This window comes from Bacillus sp. WC2507 (genome assembly GCF_052656125.1).
Map to the genome: position 1 here is coordinate 3,320,621 of NZ_JBQXPN010000001.1, position 26,732 is coordinate 3,347,352.

Below are 26,732 nucleotides of genomic sequence, written 5' to 3' on the forward strand. Positions count from 1 at the left end.
ACCTTATAAGGCACTCGTTGTTTTTATGCACGATGTTCTTTTAACCACTTCGTAATCGCATCTAACCTCGAAACATCAAAACGTCTCTCTTCACACACATTTAAACTGTTTAGACTTTTCACAATTTCTAATTCATTCGATTTTACACTTTTCGCATCAATCATTTTGCAGTACCCGTCTGTAACGGTATTTACATTCTCATAATAACGTTGAAACGATTTGGATATATGTAAATGTTTTTCAAAATTTCTTCTTTTTTTCGTCTCGTCAGATTCTTTCCGTTTTCTAAGTTCTTCATCATTCGTATATAAATAAAAATATTGATCGGGAAAACCAATTTCCCTATGTATCAGCTTTTCTTTATAAAAGTTTTCTATTAAAGATAACGGTTGATTAAATATTTCAAAATGGAAACACCAATTATAACTAAGTGGCTGATAAATGTCGCCATCAAGTATTACTAATTCATATTGATCTGACTTCTGCACTGCTATTTTCCACCGCTCTACTTGTTTTTCAAAATACCATGTTCTATGTTCATTTTTTGGTCTTTCAAATAAAAAATTCACTTCTGGTATAATATAAGCACCATAATTCTTTTCTAACTCACGACACGTTGTGCTCTTACCAACCGCGCTCGCTCCCTCAAACGCTATAATCCCCATAGTTTCTCCCACTTTCATTAACTAAAATCTCGTTGTTTCGCTTTTCTCCCCCATAACTGTCTCCATAAAACAATTGAAGCGATAGAAAGCATGATTGTTGTAATGATACTACCCTCAATTCCGAATGAGCCTCCATGAAAGAGTTCCGATCCGTTTGTTACAGGTCTAAAAATTGGTGTAGAATACATTTCCATTCCACTAACCGCAAAACCGAATACATTATATTGTGCCCAATTCCAAATGGAATGCCATGCGCATATCCCCCAAAGACTACTGTCTTTCAAAACGTAAAAAGCTGCAAATACACCAACTAATATTATATTCGATATCGAAAGAATTGTAATACCTGGATTTAACAAATGAAGAAAACCAAATAAAAAAGAAGTAACAACAATCCCGATCCATATACTGCTTCTAACAGAAAGGACTGGAAATAACCAACCTCGAACAACAATTTCTTCTGTTGCACCTTGTATTAAAAAAGCAACTAAAGACCCCACGATTCCAAGTATAACGGTTGGTGTAATTTGTTGCATTTGTAGTTGTACAATTCCTGTTACTAAAAGTAGCATTACTGGTATTGAAATGAAAACAAAACCTATTAATGCACCTCTCAAATATTTTCTTATCCACTGATTTCTCCAAAATCCAATGGATGAAATTGATCTTTTCTCTACAAATCTAATCCATAAAAAAACAAAAAATATAGCTCCGCCAAATGTCAATATCATCTCAATATCACTATAAATTGCCTTCAATAAAAGTGTTTCTGCTTTCGGTAAAAACAGCATAAATAACATAAACAATTCACCTAAAGATAAAAATACAATTGTAAGTATAACAGCCAATACTGGATGAACTTTTCTTCTTCCCTCTTTGGTTGCTTCAATTATTTTAAATTGTTTATTTTGCAATATTCTCGTCTCCTTAACAAATACTTCAACACTATTCCTATACTATAAATCGTTTTCCTAATACAAATCTCCAATAAAAATGTTCTCAGTTTAGCATAAACCAAAATTAGGAATAATATATAAATAAAAGAGATGTCTTTGTGACTTTTACCATTTTTCCCATCTTATTGCACACTGGTATTACCAGCACTTGCTATTTCCCACCATTTGTTGTAAGATAGTAATTAAGGTCAATTTAACACTATATTTACTTTGCATATTATCAAGTATCAATCAGGAACATTTTGTATGCCTTATTGGTTTTTGATAATATGTGAACTTTTATTTTTCATTCAAATAAGGCCGATCATATTGTAATCTTTTTAAATTTTAGGAGGCATTACCATGACATTAACAGGTAAAGTAAAATGGTTTAACAGCGAAAAAGGTTTCGGTTTCATCGAAGTTGCAGACGGTAACGACGTATTCGTTCACTTCTCAGCTATCACTGGCGACGGCTTCAAATCTCTTGACGAAGGTCAAGAAGTTAGCTTCGAAGTTGAAGACGGTAACCGTGGACCTCAAGCTAAAAACGTTGTAAAGCTATAATTTAAACAATAAAAAGGTTGTTACCAGCTTGGTTAACAACCTTTTTAATATATAACTAAAATTTTTTACATAAAAGGAGTGGTTATATGTATCGCAATCGAAAGAACGATGTAGCAGAAGTACCACCAGAACAAACCCCTGTCTGGGAATGTGAAGCAGAGGATTGTTTAGGATGGATGAGAAAGAACTTTTCATTTGAAGAAGAGCCTAAATGCCCTTTATGTAAAAGTAGCATGAAAAGCGGAGAACGTTTATTACCTAAATTAGGTTAATTTTTACTTAACCCCTCTTATAAAAGAGGGGTTTTTTATTATAAATTTGTATCCTCTACATCCGTTCGAACGATAGAATACAGTAGTGCATCATGTTGCTTATTTCCTTGATGAATATATCCACGTAATAATCCTTCCTTATGAAAGCCTATTTTAGATAACATTTTACAAGAAGTAATATTTTCAGGGTATGTAATAGCTCCAATTCTAAATAAGCCTAAATCTTGAAATCCATAATGAATAATTTCTTGAGCCGCTTCTGAAGCATAGCCATTTCCCCAATAACGAGGATGTAAGTCATATCCAATTTCAGATCGTTTACTCCATAATTGTAAATTATTTAATCCAATTGTACCTATTAAAGTGTTAGTTTCTTTTAATACTATCCCCCATCGTATTGCCTTTTTCTCGAAATAATTTTTTGAAAAAGATTCAATCATACGTGAAGCTTGTCCAAACTCCGTAAAAGAATTCATGCCGTAATAACATGTTACCTCATCCAATGAAAAAATTTCATATATTTTTTGACAATAAGATTGTTCTATTTCAACTAAACGCAAACGTTCTGTTTCTAATATAGGAAATGCCACAGGATCACTCCTTTCTTTCTACTCATTCATTATAGCAGAAAAAATATTTATAATTAGGAAAGTCCTCAATGTCCCATTAATCAAATATTTCTAGAGAAGCCTATCCTCTTAATTCAATACGAACTAAGAGTAACCCTTCTTACTTTTACATGATTAGAAAAATAAAGAGATGATCATAGTAGTTTGATCATCTCTTTATTTTCTATTTATATGCAACTAATGCCCAATGACATGGGGCTGTTTGTCTCCAGTTTACACTTGAAAAACCAGTTTCTCTAAGTAGTGTATCTAACTCATTCACAAAAGGATATACTTCTGCACTATCGCATTTCCTCCCAATTCGTTCTCTCGCTTCATTTCATGCAAAATGAGATACGAACATAATATCCAAGAGAAGAAATTCCCCCTCTTTCCGTACTATTCTATACACCTCTTCACAAGCTTTCTTTCTCTCTGAAGGTAACACCTCATGAAAACAAAAACTTGAAATAACTATATCAAAAGCTTCATCTTCTTGATTCGTATTCGTAAATGATCCTACCTCTAAATGATACGTTGGATATTTTTCTTTACATGTTTCTAACATCTTTTCCGATACATCCACCCCTATTACCCTCCCATTATTTTCACTCACTAATGAAGCAAATGCACCTGTTCCAATTCCAATATCAATAATTTTTCCCCTCTTATATAATTGAATCATTTCTTTCGCTTCAATTAAACTATTGTTATATCCATATAACGTACCTGTTGCTTCTTGAAATTTTCATCGTAAGTTTTTGCCCATTCGTCAAATAATTTTTGCGTTGCTTCAACAGTACGTAACAATAACATTCCCTCCTATTGTCCGGTTTTCACCTTCATTTTTAAAAATTAATTGGATTATTTTCATTTTCACCGCACCACTCAAAATAATATGTCTTATCATTTCGATTCCATGCTCACTTTTCCCTTCTAAAATAACACCCTACTCCATACATTTATGGTGAAATATAGATAATTAATTATTTTATTGTGGAGGTGTATATTTTCTATGTATATATTCATCGGCTTATCCCTCTTACTCATATTACTCATTTTTTTATTTGCAAAAAAATTCGCTCCAAACTCATTCATGATGACTAGTTTTACAGGCAATAGCTTTAAGACATTTTCAATCGGCATGTTAATTTCTGCCACTCTTTCTCTTTCATATGGAATCTATCACGCAGCAACATATCAACCTAAACATTTAGATATCACATTGCAAAATCAAAACTTTACTGTTTTCGGTAATGTTGGACAGCTTGGATATTTCTCAGAAGAATTACTAAAAAAAGATACAGAAGTTGAACTACATTTTGCCTCTTGGGAAGCAATGCAATTAAATAATCCAGAAATACTAGTAATCTATCCTTCAGGTAAACAAGAAACATGGAAACCGAACATAACATTAATTCCTACCAATAAATTAAAAGAGAAACATAATATAAAAGAGCTTTATCAACTCTCATCATATTCATTTAAAGAATCCGGAAACATAACATTAACGATTACCGAGAATAATACAACAAATAAAAAGGTCTCAATTCAAGTGAGATAAAGTTCAACTAATCAGGCTTTTACGAACGGTTGATCCCCTACCTAACTTCTTTGCTTCTGCTGTATTTTGAGATGGGGGTCTTACTGCCCGCAAATAGCGGGATAAATATAAATAAAATGTCCCTTCATTATACTGGAGGGACATTTTATTTATATATGTATTCTATATTAGTTTGACGATTCATTTAATGTTGCAATGATTTCATTTGCAGTGTTCTTTCCATTTCCAATACACGCACCAATTCCGACACCGTAATAGGAAGCACCCGCTAAATATACATTAGGATAAAGATTCGTCATTTTTTCTTGTAATGTTTGAACCGCTTGGTTATGTTCTAAATGATATTTCGGCATTAAATCTTTCCAATTTGTAACTTCAACTACTTCTGGTTTCCCTTTAATTCCGAGACTCTTTTCAATATCATATAATGCTACTCGTACTAATTCTTCTTCACTATAATTTTTAATCGTTTCATATATAGAGTTTGTACTTTTATAAAACATTCTTACTAAAAGCTTTTGTTTACCAGATGTATGTTTCCACTTTCGACTTGTCCATGTACAAGCGTCACAATGTAAATCACTATTTTCCGTTACGATAAACCCTGTACCGTCAGCTGGTAGTTGTTCGTCTAGTATATCAAAACCTAAGTAAATACTTATAAGTGATGAATTTTTAAATGTATGAAACTGCTCGTTTAACTCATTGGACTGTAATAAAGTTTGTGCGATATCATGCGGAGCTGCTAATACAACATAATCAGCTTGTATTGTTTCATGATTTGCAAAAGTAACCTCATATCGGTCGACTTGTCTACTTACACCTGTCGTTACAACACCTTTTTTTATGACGGTTTCATTCAGCATTTCTTCTAAGCGATCAATAACTGTAGATAGTCCACCTTTAAATGATACGAATTTTTTGTTTCCTGCTGATTGAAATTGTTTTTTATTCTCTTCAAAACCTTTAATAATACTTCCATATTTATTTTTATACTCCAGTAAATATGGTAATGTAGATGCCATCGTAAGCTCATTCAATTTACCAGAATATACACCTGAGAGTACAGGTGCAATTTGTCGTTCCACTAACTCTTTCCCTAAGAAGCTTTCTAAAAATACAGCAAGTGATGTATCTTTCGTAAACTCTTTATTTTTCGTTATGTAATCTTTTAAAGCAACAATTTTCCCTTTCGTTGATACTAGTGTACTGCTAAATAACGATTCAACACTCATCGGTATCCCAAATATAGTATCAGAAGGAATTGGATGTAAAGTATTATCAGAATATATATAAGAAATACCCGTTTCGTTATATACCATTTCTTCTTCTAGATTTAAATCTTTTATGAGCGGCATAACATGCTCATTACGAGCAACGATAGAATCCGCTCCTGATTCCATAATAAAATCCTTTTCTTCTACACTACGGATTTTACCACCTAAGTACTCTTCTTTTTCTACAAGAATTAAATTTAAATCAATATTATTATCCTTTGTTAATTTTTCTAAATAAAACATAGTAGAAAGTCCCGTTATACCTCCACCAATAACAACAACTGTTTTCATATATGCTGCGCTCCTAACCGGTACAATTAATAATTCCTTTATTATTATACCCAAAAGTCCTTATATTCGACTAGCAGCTTGCGCATTCTGTAAGAATTTAGACAATATATTCGAATATATTCCCGGTTGATCATTATGCACTAAATGACCGGCAAACGGAATAACGGCGATATGGATATTGTCGTTTAATTGTTTGAACGTTGTAGCAGCTATAACTTCATCTTCTGAATCTCCCCCAGCAATACAAAGTGTAGGTATTTGAAGATTCGCTACGTCACCAGTTTCATCAAATGGGTACCATTCTTTAACTTGCCACGATTCAAGCAATGCTTTCCAATCACTTTTTTCATGAATTTGATTCATATAGGTTACAACTTCTTCATTCCCCATTAATTGTCGATGACAATTTGCTTCATACTCCTGAGACTCCTCCCAATTTTCTCTCTTAAGCGGAAAGATACCTGAAAAAGTTAATGTTCTCACTTTATCTGGATATTTTTTTGCAAATAATAAAGCAACTAATCCTCCTAGCGAAACACCAGCTATATGACATCTATCAATTTGTAAATGCTCTAACGTATCATGTAAATCCCTTACAGAACGTAGGAAATATTTCTCCAATGTCCCTCCTGATCTTCCATGCCCTCTTAAATCAGGGCGAATGACTTGATAATTTAGTTCTCGAAAAAATGCTACCTGCTCTTCATATTCTACTAAACCTGTCATACCACCAGAATGTAAAAGTACGATTGGTTCCCCTTCGCCTGAAATGTGCGTATATAATTTCATATTTCCCCCTCCTTCAAAACGGAATATTCTATCAATTATTAGTATATAGAATTTACATCTGAATTTCCAAATAAAAAAGAACTATAACACTTTCACATCATGTCATAGTTCTTCCTATTTTAAAAACATAAAGTAATTAATCAATTTGTCTATTTCTTGACTTAAAGCCAATACTTTTTCATGTTGAATTCCATAATCCGATACTAAAAATAAAAGTTCTTCTTTCTTTATTTCAATTGCTTTTTCCAATTTCACTAATTCCATGTCGTTTTACTTCTCTCTCCAATACTAAAATGTATGTATTTTAGTATAGCCTATTTACATAATTAGTAAAAGTGAAATGCGTATGCAAAATCTTACATATTTTTAAAAATAATATACTATCAACAAAGAAATTTTAAATTTAGCTTCTTTATACCGATCGTTAGACTTCATTACGTTTTAATAACAAATCGAAATTTCTCTAGTGTTATATCTTTATATTCTGGAGCTCTCTTTATATGATCAAAATAACTATATGAGAATTTAAAGACATGTCCGAAATCCCAATCAAATGCACTATAGTCTTTTAGCCAAAATTGTTTTTCTGTTGGTAATACATGAGCACGATTAGTTTCGATTAAAGGTAAACAATCTATCGGTGAGTGTATAGTTATTTCAGCATTTGGCGGAAGATTTTGACTAGCACGTAACACGTATACTAGTTTTAACAGTGGACGTACCCCTCGATGGAATATATCTCTATGCCCTAAGTCATACATAATATTAATTGCATGAGAAAAAGTAAGTAAATGACCTATTAAATCATGGTGCGATTCCGCTCTATAAATAATATTAAATTGCGAGAGCTCGTTTAAAATAAATTTAGATAATTGCTTCGGATTTCTTAATTCACTTTCTATCTCATCTTTTATACTTAATTTTTTTACTTCCTTCGTCGTAAAACCAATCCACGATCTGCCAGGAATTGTTTTTTGAAACGATAATATAAGGTTAGTAATCCCTTCAATTGCTTGATTATCGCCCCATTTTTGTAACTCTTTCATAGCTAATAAACTTAATGCAGCATAAATGACATTATGTCCGACCCAATGAAGTTCATCAATTGTATGTTCCAATGATTTTAGAATCATTTTTTCAGCACTTTGAAAATCAATTTCTTTTTTATTATCGATGATTTCACCTAAGTTTTTCTTGTTCAACATCATTTTTATTTAAGAATACATACTACGAATTATTTCTTCTCCCACATTGTTATCTTTCATGAAAAAATAACTAGCAATTGCAGCTGCTCCGAAATGTGCATGCCAAATATCATTTGTTTCTTTTTTACATTGAGAAATAATTGAAAGGCCACCTTTTAAAACAGTTTTATTTTCCATGTTTTTATCCCCCGTAATAAAAATCACTTTATACTCATCCTAAAGATGGCGTCAATACAAATAAAATATGATTGGATTCATCACTTTTATTCAAAAAACGATGTTTCACATTTGGCGGAATACGTACAACATCACCTTCTTCTAAAAAATATTCTTTTCCTTCTAACTCCACATACACTTCTCCTTTCATGACAACAGCAATCTCTTCTTTATCTTCATGTGAATAGTGACTTTCCGTTGTGTTTGCCTGTTTATTTAAATCCATCATTAGCATCTCAATACGTGCTTTCATGAAATCGGGTGTTAATACATCATATACAATGTGATCATTGTTTTCCCGATATACTTTTTTTCGATCTTTTTTCTTAGAAATGAGTGAATCTGTATCAATCTCATTAATAAAAAGTGTAAATAGCGGTACATTTAATGCTTTCGCAATTAATTCCAATACGCTTAAAGAAGGATTCGCATATCCTCGTTCAATTTGACTAATTAGTGAAGTACTAATCCCTGCATAATCAGCAAATTCACGAATTGTCATATTATTTTTCTTACGATAACTTAATACAGTTTGTCCGAGTCTATCATGTATCATAGTAAAAACTTCCTTTCGTCCATCATATTGCATGTTTCATTGTCTTTGTGCTGACATACTAAACAAAGGCAAATAATCCTTTCCTATCGTCTCTGGGACTTATATACTTACCTTTGTACATTATATCGTACTTAGTTCATTATAATTAACATTATATCGGAGGGACAAACTGTGAAATCACCTATTCTTTCATATTGCATCTTATTTTTCGGCGTATTCGCCCTATCAACTTCAGCAATTTTTGTAAAATTGGCAGATGCTCCTGCGGCTATCATTGCTTTTTACCGTTTATTCTTTGCTACACTGATTCTGTTACCGTTATTACTATTTAATAAAAATAATCGAAACGAGCTAAAAACAGTAACAAGAAGACAATGGGGATTCGGATTCATATCCGGGCTATTATTAGCTGCACATTATGTACTATGGTTTGAATCGTTACAATATACTTCTGTAGCAAGCTCCACAGTTATCGTAACATTACAACCTTTATTCTCAATGATTGGTGGTCATTTTTTATTCAAGGAGCGGTTTACGAAAGGAGCGGTTATCGGTTGCCTCATCGCTATTTCAGGAAGTATCGTCATTGGATGGCAAGACTTGCAAATTAGCGGAGAAGCTTTATACGGGGATATTTTAGCGCTTATTGCGGCAGGAATTATTACCTGTTACTTTTTCATTAGTCAACATGTTCGTAAAGATTTATCACTTATATCGTATTCGGTAATTAGTTATGGAAGTAGTGCCTGTTTTCTTGGTATGTTTGCTTACATGCAACACGAATCTTTCATTCACTACTCTACACAAACTTGGGTGTGCTTTATTGGATTAGCGTTTATTGCAACGATTTTAGGACAAACAATTTTTAATTGGTTATTAAAATGGATGAGTGCTACTGTAATCTCTATGAGCATTTTAGGAGAAACGATTGGAACTTGTATACTAGCGTACTTTATTTTAAATGAGACCATTTCTTTACAACAAGGACTAGGTATTACAGTTATTTTTATTGGTTTAGCATTATTTTTATTACAACCAAAACTACCGAATCACAACTAACAAATAAAAAAGCATGACATTGATTTGTCATGCTTTTTATTGCTGTGTTGATTGCTCCATCTGTTTTAGTTTCAATCTTTGTTCTAAAACATGAATCATAAAAAGGAAATGTTCCGCTTCTCTTGTAACGTGATCAGCCAAAAGAGGATTAATGACATTTCGAATTTGGCACGTTTGAATTAGTTCTAATCCTGCTTTTTTGAAATTCCTTAACTCCACTGTGGCGTTTTCACTATCTTTATTCATTTTCCCAATAATCGGATAGGTCGGTTCTTTTTTGTATAGCATAGATTCAACATCTCTAGCTTGGTTTAATAACACTTCAAAATCATCCCCGAACTTCAATGCTGTATGAACTAGGTTTCTCTCCGATTGATCCAATAACGAGGCAATAAAACGGGAATGCTCCATCATAATCCGTAACCAAAACACATTCTCACTTATAATCGCATCTTGGATAGGATCCATTTTCCCCTCATTAAACTTTTGAAGTGTGCGCATAAAATATTCCGCTTCACGAGCAACATGATCTACTAAAAGAGGAAAATTAAAACCTTTCACCTTACAATTAATAATTAAAATAAGTAAATTTCTTTTATAATTACGAAAAGCGTATACAAGCTGAATACTTTCTTCATTTAATTGCCTAACCGCTTGAACCGTTTGCGGAATCGTAAACGCTTTTTGCAAATGTCTATCAAACAAATTATAAAATTGATCTACCTGCTGAATTAAATTTTTATCGTTACGATTAAATCCTTCGCCAAGAAATAAAGCATGCTCTTTCATTATACGTAACCAAAATCTATTTTCTGTTAAAGATCGTTCAATAAATAATTGCTCAGTTAAGGATTCAGATGGAGCCCCCTTTAATTCTGGTGGCAACAACATAGCACGCTGTTCATCCATTACAAAATGTCCAGGAATAGGTTGCTCTGTCGACAATCCAATCACTCCTTATTCCTTGAATGCATTCATATGCTACGTATAGAAATATATATAATTCAAATTTACTTATATGATATAGTGAGTTTTTCAAGGTGTTATAAATTTAAACCAATGCATAATATCATCTGAAGCTACTTTTGGCTAATTCAGTACAAAGTATAAAAATCCAACTCATTTTAATTTTTCTTCCTGAAATAAATTCTATTAAGTAATATGCATTTCATTCTAAGATAATGCCTAACGTTTGTACTATTAATAGTTGCTCGTACTTCTTATAACATAAAAAGCATGGCGACAATTCACCATGCTTTTTTATATTAATCCAATATATTTATTTATCGTGTAAGATTAAACCATCAGGTCTAAAACGACTCATCATAATTTCATTTATAAACTTTCCATGAGCTTTTAAATTCCCTATCTTTATTCCTTCTTCTATAAATCCAAATTTTTCATATAGAGCTTTCGCTTTCGGATTCGTTTCTAATACACCAAGTTCCACTCTTTCTAGCATTAACCAATTATCTGCCAAATCAAGCATTTTTGTAAGAAGTGCTTTACCAATACCTTTATTATGATATTCACTGTCTACGCCGATAAATAAATCACCTGAATGTGATCTTCTTCCTGGACTTTGTGTTAAGCCAACAAAACCTACTACTTCTCCATCATACTCTGCAACAAATTCAAATTGATTTGGTGCTAAGTTTCGAATTCTATTTTCCATAGCGTCTACACGCATGCTAGGTAAAAAAACCATATAAGGTAAAACATCCTCCTGTATACAAATGCGATGAATTGCTCTAGCATCTTGTATTTCTACTGCTCTAACTGTGATCCCCATCTTTCGCCCCTCCATATTCATAACAGTACATTGAATATTCTAGATCCCTTCATTAAATCCCTTTTATCCGTATTTCTTTGTGTTATTTTTACACAATTATTTCGGTATAATGTTTATTTTATAAACAACTAACCTACTAAACCTCACTTAATTATTGCAAGTTAACTTTTCACCTTATTATATAACTCAAGCATATTTTCAATTGGAATACCATTTATTTTCATACCGGTTACATCACAATTTTCTATTTCAATATTTTTCAAATTACTATTACGTACTGTACTACCTTCCAAATCACAGTTATCGAATAAAATAGGTTCCTTCTCATCTCCAAGACTTGTACCTTTAAATTGAACTCCACCTAAAGTCACCAAATTAAATTTACTGCCAGAAAGATTTAAATCTGAATAAGAAGAACTTCTAAAATTTATATTTCTAAACTTTGATTGACTTACATTACAATTGCTTATATTAATATTCATTATATTGCTATTAACAAATAAACTTTTTTTAAAATTTACTTGATAATACTCTGTATTTGCTAAATTACAGTTTTCGTATTGATAATTTTTCAAATCTTCATTTTCAACTAATATATCTTCGGTTGAGGCTGAATTTATTCTTTTTGCGTAACAATACTCATCTTCCGATTTAAAAATTATTTCATAGCCCATTTTTTTATAAAAATGGTGATTATTAATTTGTCTACTAGATGTTTCGAGATCCCAAATCTTTATGTTCGGATATTCTTTTTCTATTAATTTAATAACATGTGATCCAATTCCTTTTCCTTGATACACAGGATCTACAAAAATACGATCAATTCGACCGTACGACTTACCAGAAATCGTAACTATTATTCCTCCGACTATTTCTTTATCCATTACAATTTTGAAAGAATCCAATTCTTCGATGGAATATTTCATCATTTCAACTGAAGAATATCCTGGTGGTTGGATGTTATAGTCAATAACATCATCTTGGCCGTATAACCATTGTTTTGCTTCTGCATCAAATGTTTTTTTCATTATTTCTGTTAATTTCTCAGCATCCAAAATTGTAGATTTTTCTATAGATATTATCGTCATTTTTGTTTTCCCCTCCATTGTTACAAACCGACAACTTTTTTAAATAACATAATTATCAATTCACTTTTGCTTTTAATGCTTTCCCCATTATTACATATGGAACATCATTTTTACTTGGATGAAATGGCTCCAATATATTTACCCAATCCAACCTTTCATATAACGAACGTGCTTTTTCATTGTTGATTTGTGTTGTTAAAACACTCGTTCTATTTGAAATCCCTTCTAGTAATTCATTATGTAAGTTCGTTCCAAGACCTTCATTTTGATATTGTGGGTGAACTGCTAACTCTACAAATTCAAAACAATCTTGTAACCACTCGTCTACTTGCTCTAGATTTAACGCTGCTCTCATTAATTGATTATAGTACTGTCCCTCCATTGAGCGATAACCATAAGTAAAACCAACTACTTCATTTTCATCATTTATTGCTACTATACCTTTAAAATCTGTATATTCTATATGTCTTTTCATTCTTTCGATTATTTCATTGAAATTTGTTTTCTCAAATGCTTTACAATACAATTTTGCCATATTCTCAATTAGGATCTCATCTTTTTCAATACTTACGAATTTCACTTTACTTCCCCCCTATTAAAACATTTATAGCCTTAATAAATCACAAAATAAAGAAAATTAAATCAACAACTCTCTTTACTATTAAACTACAAATCAATCTATATTTTCCACTGTTACTTAGTAGTAATGAAAAAAAAGAGACCATGCAATATAAACATGTTCTCTTCTTTTATTCATTTTCAATTGTGTATAATTAAAAATTAGATATTACTTAAGGTTGCAACTATTACTTAACTCCTGTAAATCTTCTATAAATCGACTCGCATGATATCCATCACAAACCGAATGGTGTACTTGCAATGAAACTGGTAGCATAACCTTATTTTCTTCATTAAAATATTTCCCGCAAGTTATAATTGGTAATAGAAAATCAGCATCATTATTAATATTAAGATTAAATCCAGTAAAACTAGTCCAAGGTATGCTAGAGATCGGAAAAACATTTGGCGGAATATTCTCTTTCGTGAAGAGACCATGAACATTAGCATAGCATCTCATATCTTCTTCATAATTTTTATAGAAAATGTGGAAATCACTTGAATAATCCGTCCATATACTTGAAAAAGACTTATCATCTTTATGGAAGATTGTATAACTTGGTGTCATTTCCTCCCAATAGCCTAAAACTCCTTCATCGTTAAAACATGTTCGAAATTCTTTATGATTATTTACTACTTTAGAAATTAAATAAATAAAAACGGGATAAAATTTTATTCCCTTTTGATGTAATTCCTCTAATAACATCGTGATATCAACATTCACAGTCATACTAAACGTACATTTCAACTTTAAATAATGTTCAAAATACTGCTCTCTATTCCAATTTTCTCTGTCAATTATATGAAATCTCATTTTAATAGCCTCCTAAAATTTTATTTTATTTTAGAAGGCTAACTTTCTTGTTTTCACCATACCTGTTCACTCCTTACAGTTTAAATCTATCTTCAAGCTTTATTTAATTATATAACATCTGCAAAAATCCATTCACATATTTCTTGGAATCCAACCACATACTATTAATAAATCAACTGATGTTTGGAGGATGCATACATGAATAACAAAAATGAAAATAAAAAAGAAAATGTTACTGAAAACGCTACACTTATTCAAAATAATAATACTGCAAACCTTAATGTAGAAGAACAAGCAATGAACGGCTTATATGGAATGCCAGAAACAGCTATTGAAGATGCTAATCATGCTGTAACTGATGATTTGACTTCAAAAGATTAATTAAATGGAAAAAGCCAAGGGAAATTGAACTGCACCCCAATTGTTAGACACAGTCTAACAATTGGAGGTGCAGTTTTTTTATGACAAAATTTACGAAGGATTCAAGGTTAAAGCTCGTTCAAGGATTTAATCCAAAAACAATTTCTCAAGCAGAATATGCAAAACAGATGCATATTACAAAGGCGCAATTTCAATACTGGTTGCGCTTATACGAACTCCATGGAGAAGAAGGTTTACACGAGGTCTATACAAATTACACCGTAGAGTTTAAACTAAACGTACTAAATTTTATGGCTCAATCGGGTATATCGTTAATGGATACAGCGGCTATATTCATGATTCCTTCTTTTACAACGGTTTATCAATGGAAGAAGCAATTTGAATTAGGTGGCTTAGATGCCCTTGAACCAAAGAAAAAGGGGCGTCCATCCATGAAAAATAAAAACACAAAACAGGATACGAAAAAAATTCCGGCAGAAGGTTCAGTTGAAGCGTTACAAGCTGAATTAGAACGCTTACGTATGGAAAACGCGTATTTAAAAAAGTTGAATGCCTTAGTTCAAAACAAGGAAAAATCACCAAACAAGATAAGGCACAAGTAGTCTATGAATTAAGGCATGAGTTTCAAGTGAAAGAATTAGTAAAGTTAGCGGGTATCCCTCGAAGCACATATTACTTTTATGTAAAACAAATGGATAGAATCGATCCAGATGCGGATTTAAAAGTAGAAATTAAAGCGATTTATGATGAACACGAAGGTCGTTATGGATATCGTCGTATCCGTGATGAATTAGCCAACCGTAATCAAATAGTGAATCATAAAAAGGTGCAACGAATTATGAAAGAGTTAGGTTTAAAATGCCTTGTACGTATGAAAAAATATAAATCTTATAAAGGAACGGTTGGTAAAATTGCACCCCATATTTTAGAGCGTAATTTTACGGCAGATGCGCCAAATGAAAAATGGGTAACCGATATTACGGAATTTAAATTATTCGGTGAGAAACTTTATGTATCCCCTGTATTGGATTTGTATAATGGTGAAATCATTACTTATACAATTGGCTCTAGACCAACATACTCACTTGTTTCAGAAATGTTAGAGACAGCATTAGAATGTTTACCTGAAAGTCACCAACTATTGATGCATTCAGATCAAGGTTGGCATTATCAAATGAAACAGTACCGTCACGCATTACAAGAAAGAGGTATCCTACAAAGTATGTCTCGTAAAGGCAACTGTTACGACAACGCAGTAATGGAGAATTTCTTTGGAATCATGAAGTCTGAATTTCTCTACATAAAAGAGTTTGAAAGTGTAGAGCATTTCGAAATAGAATTAGAAAAATATATAGATTATTATAATACCAAACGGATAAAGGCAAAATTAAAAATGAGTCCGGTACAATACCGGACTCACTTTTATCAAGCTGCCTAATGAACTAACCGTGCCTAACTTTTAGGGGTCACTTCAAATATCCTTGGCTTTCTTAACTATGCATCCACTTTTTGTATCTCTTCACTCTTTCTCGAAAGTTTCCCTGGCCAAAAAGCAAACCTTCCTAAAACAACTGTGATTGCTGGTACAAGTAATGGTCTAACAATAAAGGTATCTAGTAATACACCAATTGCTGTTACAATACCAAATTGAACAAGAACTTGAATTGGAAGTGTACCTAACACCGCAAATGTTCCTGCTAAAATTAAACCTGCTGATGTAATGACACTACCTGTTTGTATAACGCCATTTTTTACAGCATCCAGGTGATTTTGCGTCTTTCTGTTTTTCCATATTTCAGAAACCATAAAGATATTATAATCTTCACCTAATGCTACTAAAAATACGAATGCGTATAACGGTATCGCCCCTTGTATCGCTGGAGCCCCCATACCGAAATGAAGTAATATCCATCCTGCTCCTAGTGCCGAGAAGAATGATAAAACAACAGTTACAATTAAATAAATCATCGCGACAATAGATCGTAAGTAAACAAGTAATAATAAAGCTATAATACTAATCATTACTGGAATAATAACTGCTTCATCACGTTCTGTAATTTGCTTTGTATCATATAATGACGCCGTTTCTCCGCCAATCCACAATTGATCTTCAACATTACTAATCCCAGCACCCTTTAATACTTTTTCTGCACTACTTTTCAATTTAGGGATTTGATCTAACGCTTCAATTGAGTATGGATTTTCCGCTAAAGAAACTTCATACATTTGTATTTGCTTATTTTCTTTTCCCTCTTTTGGCTCTTTCACTGTATTTACAAAAGAAAATTTCTCTAGTTCTTGTTTAATAGGAAGCTCTTTTCCTTTCGTATCAACAACAACTTTTACTGGTGCTAGTTCACCAGCTGAAAAATGATCACTAATTAACGTAAACCCTTCGCGTGAAGGCATATCTTTTGGAAACGATTCTAATAGGTCATATGTGTATTGTATACGTGGTACGAATGAAGCCAATCCGCCTAATACAAACACAGTTAGCATAATTATTGTCCACGGTCTTCTTACTACAATATCTCCAAGTTTTTTACTAAAGGCGCCTTTTGATTTTTTAACTTTTACTACTTTCTTTTTCTTTTTTGCAAATTCTTCATTCATTGAAGTTGTTCTCGGTATAAACGGGAAGAATGCAGCTCTACCGAAAATTAATAAAAATGCAGGAAGAATTGTTAAAGCAGCGATTCCCATTATGAATACAGCAACACTAAATGGTACTGCAAATCGATGAAAGGCACCATAATGAGCAAGTAATAATGTTCCTAATCCAAGTACTACCGTTAATGCACTCATTATAATTGCCCCGCCAGATGCTTTAATCGCAAGTTGCAATGCTTTATATTTACTTTCTTCCTCTAGTAAGTACTCTCTATATCTCGAAATTAAAAATAGACAATAGTCCGTTCCAGCACCAAACAATAATACTGTCATGATTGAAATCGCTTGGGCATCTACTTTAATCCATCCATGATCAGCTAAAAAACCAAGTGTAGGACTAATAATACCATATGCAAATCCCACAACAAGTATAGGTAAAATTGCTAAAATTGGTGAACGGTACAGTAAAATTAATAAAACCAATACTAGTAATACCGTAGCCACTAATAATTTCACATCTGCTTGACTAAATAAACTAACTGCATCCGTTTGAATACCTACAGGTCCAGACAATCGGACATGTAAACCAGAGTCACTTATTTTTTGTTTGAATGGATCTTCATCCACTTTACTATTTACTATCTTTCTTAAATCTTCAAGATTTCCTTTTAATATATCTGTACCAGCTGATTTATTAAAAAATACTGGTGTGACAAATGATGTACCATCTTTTGATGCACTTTTTGATAATACTTGTTCCGGTATTGTATCAAATGGTGGTAACGTTGATTGTTCCTTTAAAGGACTAGCCTTTAATTCTTTATAAACGTCTTGTATGAGTTTATAATCCTGTGACTGTAATCCACCATCTCTATGCCATACTACAAGCAACGGATTCCCTGCATTATTAGGGAATTCTTTTTTCATCATTGCTTCCGCTTGCTGCGACATAGCTGTTTCAGGTAAATTTTTCGGATTCGGTTCTTTCGTGCTATTTACTTGTGGCAACGTAAATGAAAGTACTAATGTAATAAGAATCCAAACCGATAAAGTTATCCATTGCGTATTCTTCCCTGCTACAAGCCTCCCTAGCATATGTAACGGGTGCTTTTTCATAAAAAACCCACCTTCCTTTTTTCCTCCACTATTAATTATATATACTGGTCGGTTAATTAATCAAGAATGATTAAAAATTATGTTATAATTATTTTAAGAATACATGTCAGGAGCGAATAGATTTGGCACAAAAACAACGTCCTCTCGGAAGGCCTCGTCAAAATAAAAATACAAAATCTACAAAAGAAACCATTTTAGAAGTTGCAACTCGGTTATTTCTTACTCAAAATTATCAAGTCGTTTCCATGGATGAAGTCGCAAAAGTTTGTGGTGTTACGAAAGCAACCGTCTACTATTACTACTCAACAAAAGCGGATTTATTTACCGCTACTATGATCCAAATGATGGTGCGTATACGAGAGAATATGTCTCAAATTCTCTCTGCAAATAAGACTTTAAAAGAAAGGTTATTAGACTTCGCTAAAGTTTACTTACACGCAACGATGGATATTGATATGAAAAATTTTATGAAAGATGCAAAACTGTCGTTATCTGAAGAGCAATTGAAAGAATTAAAAGAGGCTGAAGATAATATGTATGAAGTGCTAGAAAAAGCACTCGATAATGCGATGCAAATCGGAGAAATCCCGAAAGGAAACGCTAAATTTGCTGCTCATGCATTCGTATCTTTATTATCAATTGGGAATTTTAAAGATGAAAATCACAATCCTATTCTTGCAAATATAGATGAATTAGCACAAGAAATCGTTTCTTTTTATTGGAACGGGTTAGATCATTCATATTAAATAGATTACCTTTAATAAAAGAGCATGTTTAATTTTTTTCAAACATGCTCTTTTATAATTTAAGTGTTTTATTTATATATCAACAATTAGATTACACTGTGGCGCCCATTAATAAAAAATTATTGTCTTCAACTTTTAGCTTACCAGATGATACGCCAACTCTCTCCATCTCTACTTGTATATCTTCAAATTGTCCAGGGAAACCAGTATCTATTAAAACTGCCATTTTATCATCCCATAAAAGAATTGGATGAATAATAAATTTTTGAAATTCAAGTTGTAACATTTCTACCCCTTTAGCTATCTCCATATAGCCAGTCTCTTTTATGATGAAGTTTGAAAATATGCACAAGTACACCGATAATATAAAGCCACACTATCTTTTAATATGTTTTGTCATTCCAATTGAAAATGCCTCAAATCCTATAGATTCATAGTAAGATTGCAAATTTTCTACGCACATAAGTTGGGGAATAACCTTGTTGTGTTCACAATGCTGGATTAATCGTTTCATTATTTCTTTCCCGATGCCACTTGACTGATACTTTGGCAATACGCCTACTCCACAAATTATGCCTGTAATTACTCCATCTGATAAAACACGCCCCATCCCTACTAACTTCTTATCATCAAAAGCATAAATTGCATACCAACTTTGTTTACACATTTGCTCCAATTCATTAACCGTTAATTTAAGAGAATTCCATCCTAAAGATTCGTATAAGGCTAATAATCCATTGAAATCTGTTGGATGTTCCATTTTGTAATTTATACTATTATTCATATGAATACTCCTTATTCTCTCGTTTGTGTGTATTTCATAAAATTACCCTTAATATGAAATTAACTTAAACAAACTTCCATAAGAACAATATAATTCCTTCTCAACATAAAATAAAAAGAAGTTAACCTCATCTTAGTTAACTTCTTTTATAACAACTATCATTATATTATCAACCAAAAATCATACAGCTACAGACGATAAGAACAAACAAAACTAATAAACCATTTGAGAAATAACCCATAGAATACTACCCCTTTATTTAATTATGTAAAAGATTTTATCATAAAATTTTTTACAACATAATAACTGAAAAAGACATTGCATGCATCAGTTATTTGTATTTAGTAATATTTTATTTCCGTTCATATTCTTCTCCCCTAAAAGCACCTCTTTTACCCTTCTATTTCAGTTCGTATAGTACCAAAAACATTATTATAGTAAATATTAATTTACTATAATAAATTAAATGATTTGATTAACCATTAAAATAGTAATAAAATATTTACTAAATACATAAAGGAAGCGAAAACTATGACCCAAAACGAATTATTAAACGAATACATGAATTTGTTATTAAATATGTCAGGTACTTTCAAATTATTATCAGAGAAATCCTCTGAATTTACACATTTAGAGCAACACGTAGTTGAGTATATCGCACAACAAAAGGTTCCTGTAAATTTAAAAATGATTGCTAGTTATTTAAACATACCTAAACAACAATTAAGTGTAACAGTTCGTAATTTAGAACTAAACGGATATATTATAAAAAAACAAGATACGGTAGACAAAAGAGCTGTACTCATTTCTCTGACAGAAAAAGCTGAAAAGGTACATTATGAGAGATGGAAACAAATATATAATACTTTCACTCATAATCTTGAAAAACTAAGTGAAGAAGATCAACGTGATTTAACTTACGGATTGTATAAAACAAATAAAATGCTCTCAAAAATGTTAAGTAACGATTAAGAATAAAAGTAACTTTTATTAAACGGAGGAAGTTTCATGGTCAAAGAAATAGATATACATTCAGTACAAGGTACGATGCTTATTCCGCTATGGGGACGTGCGTTTGGCAGTGAGAAAAATAAAGATATTTTAGATGATACTGAGGCTATTCGTATTATTAAAGAATGTGATTTTAACTTCTCCTCAATTGCAAATACATTTGGTGAATACGGATGCATCACATACATTACTCGCGCACGAAAAATTGATGATACTATAAAAAAATTTATTATAAAACATCCAAATGCTACTATTGTAAATATCGGTTCCGGACTAGATACTACTTTTTCTAGAATTGATAACGGTACGATACATTGGTATAACCTTGATTTGCCTGATGCAATCTCTTTTCGCAAAACTTTAATTGAAGATACACCGAGGAATACTAGTATAGCTAAATCATTTTTTGATATTTCTTGGTTTGACGATGTAAAATATAATCCAAACGACGGTATTCTATTTATTTCAGCAGGTGTATTCTATTACTTTAAAGAAGAAGATTTAAAAAAGATTGTAGTCGCCATGTCAAAACGTTTCCCTGGAGGCGAGTTATACTTTGACGCTGAATCAAAATTTGCACTGAATCTTTCAAATGCTACAGTAAAAAAATCAGGTAATAATGGCGCTCTAATGTATTTTTATATAAATAATCCAAAGACACTAGAAAAATGGTCTTCAAACATAAAAGTATTAAGCTGCTCCCCTTTCTTTAAAAATATATCTATAAATAAAGATTGGGATGGAAGTACGCGTATTATGATGTGTATTGTAAACTTAATAAAGATGTTGAAGTTTGTTCATTTACAGTTCAAAAAATAATAAATAAAGAAGATCTCAATACATTTATATTTAGGTCATAGTTGTTAAACTTAATAAAATCAAAGACAGGAACATATTTGATATGTACAATATGTTCCTGTCTTTTTACTATGGGCTACCGGTACATAGTCATCTAGCTAAGATTTTGAAGTACTTCAAAATCAAAAATTTCATCTCATCACAGTTTTCTATGAGAATTCAGTGGACAGCTTATTTACATAATTCTCGTTGCCGGAAGTCAATGTTTCTGCGAATTTATAAAGTTCTAGCGCTATTTTCAATCAATTTCTCCAATTCTTTTAAATACTTTTCCATTCTCTGTTTTAAAATATCCTTATTTCCCATTTGCTGTTCAACCTTATAACTTAAATCCTCTTGTTTTAACAGCAAATAATGTTCATGAATTTCTAATAAGATCCACAACAAATATTCATCCATTAGTCTTTTATATAGAGAGTAGTCATCACCTACATATGCTTTAACAAAGCCCTCTGCTATGCTGTTTAATACGTCTACACTGCTATCATAACCCCTATCTATGTATCTTGGAGCGTTGGAATAAGAAGGAAGAAGAAGTTTATAACAAAAGTAAAAATAACCAGCATACTTTATATCAAAATCTAATCTAGGATATGGATCAATAATGGAAACATTATCCTGGTGAAATACTATATTCTCAGGGGTAACATCTTGATTAACCAAAGATATCTTTTGTATCCTTTTTCTTCGGATAAAAATGATATTCTGTATTTTTAATTCAACCTTTTTTCGATTGAATGTTAACTCTGAGTTACTTAGCTTTTCTAATGCTTTAAGATAATAGTCATTGTCTTGCTCCCATTTTTCTTGAATATCTAATGCTTCCTTACCCTCTATAGTATTTTCGTTCCATACTAAATTTCCATACCCCTTCAGCATAGTATCCCTATCGTGCATCCCTTTGTAAAATCCGCCTAACAACTGCCCTAAGTATAATGATTTGTTATAGCCTAAGCTATGTAACGGTAAACTACTTCCCATAAAGCTTTCTACATTAAATACTATTTCTTCATCAATAAAATAATTAAATTCGGTGGGGCATATTCTCCAAATACATTTGTTGGCTTGATTATAATATGTTTTAGATGATTCATATTCTGTAAGAAGGTGTTGTCTAGTGTAAGTTTGAAGCTGGTTATATGCTTTCTCTTTTTTAATCCTTATGACAAAATCTTGATTTGAAAATGTTTTTATTCTATAAACTTCATGCCATGCACCTTCTCCAATATGTATGAATTCTTTCAAATCATTTATCATTAATTGTTTTAAAATGTAATCAACTTCTTTGTTAGTTAACTTTTGCATACGGTATTTTCACCCCCAGATAATTTTCCAAATAATTCAATTTTATCATAACTTCAATTTCTTCGTATGTATATAATCTAATCATTAATACTTTTCCCTTTTGAATTTTTCAGCCTATTATCCCTTTAATATTCTGATTGAAAAATTACTAAAACAACAAAAAAACAAATGTCACATCAATATGAAAATAATTAAAACTGGACATGAAAAACACACCTCAATAAATCTGAGGTGCATTTATCTGTTCCATCCATATATAAACATTTACAAATAAAAACTACGCTACATTAACAGTTTTATTCTTCATAACAAACTTTCCAAATAAAAAACGCACAAGCGGCCCCATAATAATTAATTGCAATGGATACGCCATAATGAAATTTTTAATGAAAATCGAAAAATAAATGGAAACGAATGATTCACCATGTAATCCATTATGCAAATACATCATAGCCATTCCGTAAAAAGACATAAAGAAAACCATTCCGATTACCATAGCTGTCGCCATTGCAATAATAACATTTACTTTTTTCGATTTATCAAACGGTAATGCAAATACAATTTTTTTCGCACAAGGTCCAACGATACATATTTCAATTAATAATGCAATAATGAATCCAATTACTAGTTCTAATGCGATCTCCTTAATATGAATTGGTCCTCCTGCTCCATTCAGTAATACATTATAAAACGTCATTACAATAACCATCCCGAGGCACATCATCATACCGAATTGGAGGCTTTCCTTTCTTGTTGTTGGCAATTTCTATCATCCTTTCTGTTTAAGTCTTTGTCATTATATCGATTGTGTAAACCTCTTCGTAAGTGAACATTTTGCGAACAAATTTAAAGCGTTATCATATATTCTCTTTTTTACTTTTAGAGGTTTAATATATAACAATGTTGAATTATTAAATTTAACTTTGCAATACATGATAATTACTACTAGGAGGATACCCATGAATGCACAAGAATTTTACGCATATCACATCGTGACAAATAAAAAAATGAATATCGGACAAATTATTCATTTCGATAAAAATCAAACTAATACTCTATTTCATTTCTTTTTTGAAAGAAAACATTTGAATTCTAACGGTGAAGATTCTATGCGAATTTTAAAAGAACACTATACAAATGAAGAATTACATATAAAGAATGAAAATGCTAAAATAGTTATGAATTATATGGATCAAACAATTAGAGCGGTTAGAGAAACGATTGTAGAAATGGTAAGACTACAAGAATTCCCTGAATACCCTTCAAGATTATCTTGTTTATATGCTGCAAGGAGCTATGAAAATGCTTTAAAATGGAAAGCATTATTTGATTCTTACAATCGAGAAGTTTTGCAGATTGTTAAACTACGAGTGATCGGTAATTCTTTTGAAGGTGACGGAGCTCTTTTACCGAAAGAAGATGGTATTCCTTTTTCTCAAAAAATTGAACAAGCTAGAGAATATTGGAAAGGAAATGTGGATAACGAACTCTCTGAGTTACTCATTAATGGCGAAATTGAAGTGGTGGAAATTATTGATGACTTTTCCTCAATTCATGTTTAATTTCTAACTAAATCATATAGGATGGAGATTACAATGGTGAAAAAAGTGTACTTCAATCATGATGGTGGTGTAGATGATTTAATTTCACTATTTTTATTACTTCAGATGGATAATGTTAAACTTACAGGTGTTTCAGTTATCCCTGCAGATTGCTATTTGGAACCAGCAATGTCTGCAAGTCGCAAAATTATTGATCGCTTCAGCAAAGGAAATATAGAAGTAGCCGCATCCAACTCCCGTGCAAAAAATCCATTTCCAAAAGACTGGCGGATGCATGCATTTTATGTAGATGCTTTACCAATTTTAAATGAGTCTGGAAAAGTTGTAACACCCGTAGCAGCAAAACCTGCCCATCATCATTTAATTGAAACCCTACTACAAACTGAAGAGAAAACAACTTTATTATTTACAGGTCCTCTTACCGATTTAGCGCGTGCACTATATGAAGCACCTGTAATCGAAAAAAGAATTGAGCGTCTTATTTGGATGGGAGGGACATTTCGTACTGCCGGCAATGTACATGAGCCAGAACATGATGGAACAGCTGAGTGGAATTCGTTTTGGGATCCTGAAGCAGTAGCTCGTGTATGGGAATCAAAAATTGAAATCGACTTAGTGACACTAGAAAGTACTAACCAATTTCCATTAACTATAGACATACTTGAACGTTGGGCAAAAGAGCGAAAATATATTGGTATTGATTTCCTTGGTCAATGCTATGCGATGGTTCCTCCCCTCGTTCATTTCTCAACGAACTCTACTTACTATTTGTGGGATGTATTAACTGCTGCACTTGTCGGAAAAACTAGCCTTGCAAAATCTCAAACGATTAATAGTATCGTTCATACATATGGACCAAGCCAAGGACGTACAGAGGAAACTGCTGATGGACGGCCGGTAAATGTAGTATATGATGTAAACCACAATGAGTTTTTCGACTATATAACTGGGTTAGCAAAGAAAGTCTCTAATTAAAAACTTATCTATATGGAAAACCCAAAAATGATGTAGCTTCAGATGGTACAGTAAAAATAATTAGAAATTGGTTGGAACTTAATATTAAAAAGAGTATTGAAAGTTAATTCAATACTCTTTTTGTGCAGTTTAATGCTATCTGATTAAAGTTGCGTTTTATAGATTCACCATTTCATAACCATTTACAAAAAACGTTATTGTTTCTAGTTCATCTTCATTTAATTCTCTATCTACGTCTCGTTTATACGCTGCCTTTATGTTCTCTTCATCGCCTTTATGAGCTTCTGTATATGTTCCTACTGTTTTCAGCAAATGCATTTCTTGTAAAAACTCATCCCGATTTATAGCTGTCCCATGAGAAAGAATATATGTCTCAGCATCAAATTTCTCTAATTCATCTATTAATTTAGACGTTCGTTTCGTCGTATAGTTCCACTTCGAAGAAAAAATATCTGCATATATACAGTCTCCTAAAAACAATATCTTCTCTTCTTTTATATACATAACAACAGAGTCATGTGCATGATCTCCGCCTATATGTTTTAACACGCATGTCACTTCACCAAGATCTAATTCAAGTTGATCCTGGAACGTTAAGGTCGGAGGAATAATTTTAATATTTCTTTGTTCTTCACTGAACTCTTTTTTGATACAATCTGCACAAAATTCTATTTCAGTACCCTCTTTTACGCGTGCGTCCAATGCTTCATCTGTCCATTCATAAGATACTAGTTTCTGCATCTCTTTTTTCGTTTCAGTATGCGCAATAGTTAATGCATTTTGTAGTACAGGCAATCCAAAAATATGATCCCAATGCCAATGTGTTAGTGCTACGAGATCAGGATTTGATACGTTTTGTTCTTTTAGCATTTCTAAAAATAATTGTGCATGTGCTTCTGAATTCCCCGCATCAATCATTAAAGTTTTTTCTTGTCCAACGACCATTCCTAATATAGGTCTATCTGTTTCAGAAACAGGTGTCATATACCAAAATGAGTTTCCTATTTTTTTAATTTGTTGCATAATTAGTTCCTCCATTTACTACTATTCTCTGCAATTTATACTACT

General features: G+C 32.0%; 29 protein-coding genes and 2 pseudogenes. 11 read left to right on the forward strand and 20 right to left on the reverse strand.

The features are described 5' to 3' along the window. Positions 1 to 23: 23 nt before the first annotated feature. The gene (locus tag ACUN28_RS17645; RefSeq protein WP_016087905.1) at positions 24 to 665 is read right to left on the reverse strand and encodes an AAA family ATPase; all 642 of its coding nucleotides are present in this window, start codon (positions 663 to 665) and stop codon (positions 24 to 26) included. Positions 666 to 682: 17 nt separating this feature from the next. Then, positions 683 to 1,579 (reverse strand): CPBP family intramembrane glutamic endopeptidase, encoded by an 897-nt coding sequence (locus tag ACUN28_RS17650; protein ID WP_016087906.1) that lies wholly within the window; start codon positions 1,577 to 1,579, stop codon positions 683 to 685. Positions 1,580 to 1,963: 384 nt separating this feature from the next. Between ACUN28_RS17650 and cspD the strand changes: the two genes are divergently transcribed. Together cspD and ACUN28_RS17660 are read left to right on the forward strand one after the other, a co-directional pair. After that, positions 1,964 to 2,167: a cold-shock protein CspD gene (gene cspD / locus ACUN28_RS17655; protein ID WP_000176365.1), complete on the forward strand. Its 204-nt coding sequence runs from the start codon at positions 1,964 to 1,966 to the stop codon at positions 2,165 to 2,167. 86 nt (positions 2,168 to 2,253) lie between these two features. Continuing rightward, complete coding sequence (locus ACUN28_RS17660; protein WP_000286198.1) at positions 2,254 to 2,439, forward strand: cold-shock protein; 186 nt, start codon at positions 2,254 to 2,256, stop codon at positions 2,437 to 2,439. A gap of 38 nt (positions 2,440 to 2,477) precedes the next feature. Here ACUN28_RS17660 and ACUN28_RS17665 read toward each other — a convergent pair whose 3' ends face one another. Further along, positions 2,478 to 3,029 (reverse strand): GNAT family N-acetyltransferase, encoded by a 552-nt coding sequence (locus tag ACUN28_RS17665; RefSeq protein WP_016087907.1) that lies wholly within the window; start codon positions 3,027 to 3,029, stop codon positions 2,478 to 2,480. A 358-nt stretch (positions 3,030 to 3,387) separates the two neighbouring features. Beyond that, positions 3,388 to 3,732, reverse strand: coding sequence for a class I SAM-dependent methyltransferase (locus ACUN28_RS17670; protein ID WP_016087908.1), 345 nt, complete (start codon positions 3,730 to 3,732; stop codon positions 3,388 to 3,390). 330 nt (positions 3,733 to 4,062) lie between these two features. On the opposite strand from ACUN28_RS17670, the gene ACUN28_RS17675 reads away from it, so the two are divergent. Further along, positions 4,063 to 4,611: a hypothetical protein gene (locus tag ACUN28_RS17675; RefSeq protein WP_016087911.1), complete on the forward strand. Its 549-nt coding sequence runs from the start codon at positions 4,063 to 4,065 to the stop codon at positions 4,609 to 4,611. Positions 4,612 to 4,778: 167 nt separating this feature from the next. On the opposite strand, the gene ACUN28_RS17680 is transcribed toward ACUN28_RS17675, so the two are convergent. The 5 genes and pseudogenes from ACUN28_RS17680 to ACUN28_RS17700 all read right to left on the reverse strand — a co-directional run bounded on the left by ACUN28_RS17680 (position 4,779) and on the right by ACUN28_RS17700 (position 8,978). Next, a complete protein-coding gene (locus ACUN28_RS17680; protein WP_016087912.1) occupies positions 4,779 to 6,179 on the reverse strand; it encodes a protoporphyrinogen oxidase in 1,401 nt (466 codons plus the stop codon). A gap of 60 nt (positions 6,180 to 6,239) precedes the next feature. Continuing rightward, the gene (locus ACUN28_RS17685) at positions 6,240 to 6,968 is read right to left on the reverse strand and encodes an alpha/beta fold hydrolase (RefSeq protein WP_016087913.1); all 729 of its coding nucleotides are present in this window, start codon (positions 6,966 to 6,968) and stop codon (positions 6,240 to 6,242) included. 114 nt (positions 6,969 to 7,082) lie between these two features. Next, a complete protein-coding gene (locus ACUN28_RS17690; RefSeq protein ID WP_016087914.1) occupies positions 7,083 to 7,232 on the reverse strand; it encodes an aspartyl-phosphate phosphatase Spo0E family protein in 150 nt (49 codons plus the stop codon). A gap of 170 nt (positions 7,233 to 7,402) precedes the next feature. Then, positions 7,403 to 8,350: pseudogene (locus ACUN28_RS17695) on the reverse strand (hypothetical protein). A gap of 34 nt (positions 8,351 to 8,384) precedes the next feature. Continuing rightward, on the reverse strand, positions 8,385 to 8,978 hold the full coding sequence (locus tag ACUN28_RS17700; RefSeq protein ID WP_307845686.1) for a helix-turn-helix domain-containing protein: 594 nt from the start codon (positions 8,976 to 8,978) through the stop codon (positions 8,385 to 8,387). 138 nt (positions 8,979 to 9,116) lie between these two features. On the opposite strand from ACUN28_RS17700, the gene ACUN28_RS17705 reads away from it, so the two are divergent. Next, complete coding sequence (locus ACUN28_RS17705; protein WP_016087918.1) at positions 9,117 to 10,004, forward strand: DMT family transporter; 888 nt, start codon at positions 9,117 to 9,119, stop codon at positions 10,002 to 10,004. Positions 10,005 to 10,040: 36 nt separating this feature from the next. On the opposite strand, the gene ACUN28_RS17710 is transcribed toward ACUN28_RS17705, so the two are convergent. The 5 genes from ACUN28_RS17710 to catA form a co-directional block, all read right to left on the reverse strand. Next, positions 10,041 to 10,949, reverse strand: a complete 909-nt coding sequence (locus ACUN28_RS17710) for a DUF2935 domain-containing protein (protein ID WP_016087919.1) — start codon at positions 10,947 to 10,949, stop codon at positions 10,041 to 10,043. 334 nt (positions 10,950 to 11,283) lie between these two features. Continuing rightward, complete coding sequence (locus ACUN28_RS17715) at positions 11,284 to 11,796, reverse strand: GNAT family N-acetyltransferase (protein WP_016087920.1); 513 nt, start codon at positions 11,794 to 11,796, stop codon at positions 11,284 to 11,286. A gap of 161 nt (positions 11,797 to 11,957) precedes the next feature. Beyond that, on the reverse strand, positions 11,958 to 12,884 hold the full coding sequence (locus ACUN28_RS17720) for a GNAT family N-acetyltransferase (protein ID WP_016087921.1): 927 nt from the start codon (positions 12,882 to 12,884) through the stop codon (positions 11,958 to 11,960). A gap of 55 nt (positions 12,885 to 12,939) precedes the next feature. After that, the gene (locus ACUN28_RS17725; RefSeq protein ID WP_016087922.1) at positions 12,940 to 13,464 is read right to left on the reverse strand and encodes a GNAT family N-acetyltransferase; all 525 of its coding nucleotides are present in this window, start codon (positions 13,462 to 13,464) and stop codon (positions 12,940 to 12,942) included. 207 nt (positions 13,465 to 13,671) lie between these two features. Then, positions 13,672 to 14,316, reverse strand: a complete 645-nt coding sequence (gene catA, locus ACUN28_RS17730) for a type A chloramphenicol O-acetyltransferase (RefSeq protein WP_016087923.1) — start codon at positions 14,314 to 14,316, stop codon at positions 13,672 to 13,674. A 198-nt stretch (positions 14,317 to 14,514) separates the two neighbouring features. Here catA and ACUN28_RS17735 point away from each other — a divergent pair, with 198 nt between their 5' ends. Both ACUN28_RS17735 and ACUN28_RS17740 read left to right on the forward strand, forming a co-directional pair. Continuing rightward, positions 14,515 to 14,697: a DUF4021 domain-containing protein gene (locus tag ACUN28_RS17735; protein ID WP_016087924.1), complete on the forward strand. Its 183-nt coding sequence runs from the start codon at positions 14,515 to 14,517 to the stop codon at positions 14,695 to 14,697. A gap of 80 nt (positions 14,698 to 14,777) precedes the next feature. After that, a protein-coding gene (locus tag ACUN28_RS17740) for an IS3 family transposase (RefSeq protein ID WP_154214473.1) occupies positions 14,778 to 16,135 on the forward strand; the annotation gives its coding sequence in 2 pieces (ribosomal slippage) (positions 14,778 to 15,234 and positions 15,234 to 16,135; 1,359 coding nt in all). A gap of 56 nt (positions 16,136 to 16,191) precedes the next feature. Here ACUN28_RS17740 and ACUN28_RS17745 read toward each other — a convergent pair. After that, positions 16,192 to 18,423: an MMPL family transporter gene (locus ACUN28_RS17745; RefSeq protein WP_016087926.1), complete on the reverse strand. Its 2,232-nt coding sequence runs from the start codon at positions 18,421 to 18,423 to the stop codon at positions 16,192 to 16,194. A gap of 122 nt (positions 18,424 to 18,545) precedes the next feature. Here ACUN28_RS17745 and ACUN28_RS17750 point away from each other — a divergent pair, with 122 nt between their 5' ends. Continuing rightward, positions 18,546 to 19,169 carry a TetR/AcrR family transcriptional regulator gene (locus ACUN28_RS17750; RefSeq protein WP_016087927.1) on the forward strand — a complete coding sequence of 208 codons (624 nt, stop codon included), beginning with the start codon at positions 18,546 to 18,548 and terminating at the stop codon, positions 19,167 to 19,169. Positions 19,170 to 19,299: 130 nt separating this feature from the next. Here the strand turns inward: ACUN28_RS17750 and ACUN28_RS17755 are convergent. Beyond that, a pseudogene (locus tag ACUN28_RS17755) lies at positions 19,300 to 19,479 on the reverse strand (hypothetical protein); the annotation flags it as partial. A gap of 66 nt (positions 19,480 to 19,545) precedes the next feature. Beyond that, a complete protein-coding gene (locus ACUN28_RS17760; RefSeq protein ID WP_016087929.1) occupies positions 19,546 to 19,953 on the reverse strand; it encodes a GNAT family N-acetyltransferase in 408 nt (135 codons plus the stop codon). Positions 19,954 to 20,484: 531 nt separating this feature from the next. Between ACUN28_RS17760 and ACUN28_RS17765 the strand changes: the two genes are divergently transcribed. Both ACUN28_RS17765 and ACUN28_RS17770 read left to right on the forward strand, forming a co-directional pair. Next, a complete protein-coding gene (locus ACUN28_RS17765; protein WP_016087930.1) occupies positions 20,485 to 20,925 on the forward strand; it encodes a MarR family winged helix-turn-helix transcriptional regulator in 441 nt (146 codons plus the stop codon). A gap of 36 nt (positions 20,926 to 20,961) precedes the next feature. Then, positions 20,962 to 21,783 carry a class I SAM-dependent methyltransferase gene (locus ACUN28_RS17770; protein WP_016087931.1) on the forward strand — a complete coding sequence of 274 codons (822 nt, stop codon included), beginning with the start codon at positions 20,962 to 20,964 and terminating at the stop codon, positions 21,781 to 21,783. Positions 21,784 to 22,038: 255 nt separating this feature from the next. On the opposite strand, the gene ACUN28_RS17775 is transcribed toward ACUN28_RS17770, so the two are convergent. Then, the gene (locus tag ACUN28_RS17775; protein ID WP_016087932.1) at positions 22,039 to 23,127 is read right to left on the reverse strand and encodes a hypothetical protein; all 1,089 of its coding nucleotides are present in this window, start codon (positions 23,125 to 23,127) and stop codon (positions 22,039 to 22,041) included. Between the two features lie 277 nt (positions 23,128 to 23,404). Then, positions 23,405 to 23,890 carry a hypothetical protein gene (locus ACUN28_RS17780; protein WP_016087933.1) on the reverse strand — a complete coding sequence of 162 codons (486 nt, stop codon included), beginning with the start codon at positions 23,888 to 23,890 and terminating at the stop codon, positions 23,405 to 23,407. A 196-nt stretch (positions 23,891 to 24,086) separates the two neighbouring features. Here ACUN28_RS17780 and ACUN28_RS17785 point away from each other — a divergent pair, with 196 nt between their 5' ends. Then, a complete protein-coding gene (locus tag ACUN28_RS17785) occupies positions 24,087 to 24,689 on the forward strand; it encodes a DUF2441 domain-containing protein (RefSeq protein WP_016087934.1) in 603 nt (200 codons plus the stop codon). Positions 24,690 to 24,722: 33 nt separating this feature from the next. Next, positions 24,723 to 25,664, forward strand: a complete 942-nt coding sequence (locus ACUN28_RS17790; protein ID WP_016087935.1) for a nucleoside hydrolase — start codon at positions 24,723 to 24,725, stop codon at positions 25,662 to 25,664. Positions 25,665 to 25,820: 156 nt separating this feature from the next. Here the strand turns inward: ACUN28_RS17790 and ACUN28_RS17795 are convergent, their stop codons facing one another. Further along, positions 25,821 to 26,687, reverse strand: a complete 867-nt coding sequence (locus ACUN28_RS17795; RefSeq protein WP_016087936.1) for an MBL fold metallo-hydrolase — start codon at positions 26,685 to 26,687, stop codon at positions 25,821 to 25,823. Positions 26,688 to 26,732: the final 45 nt, after the last annotated feature.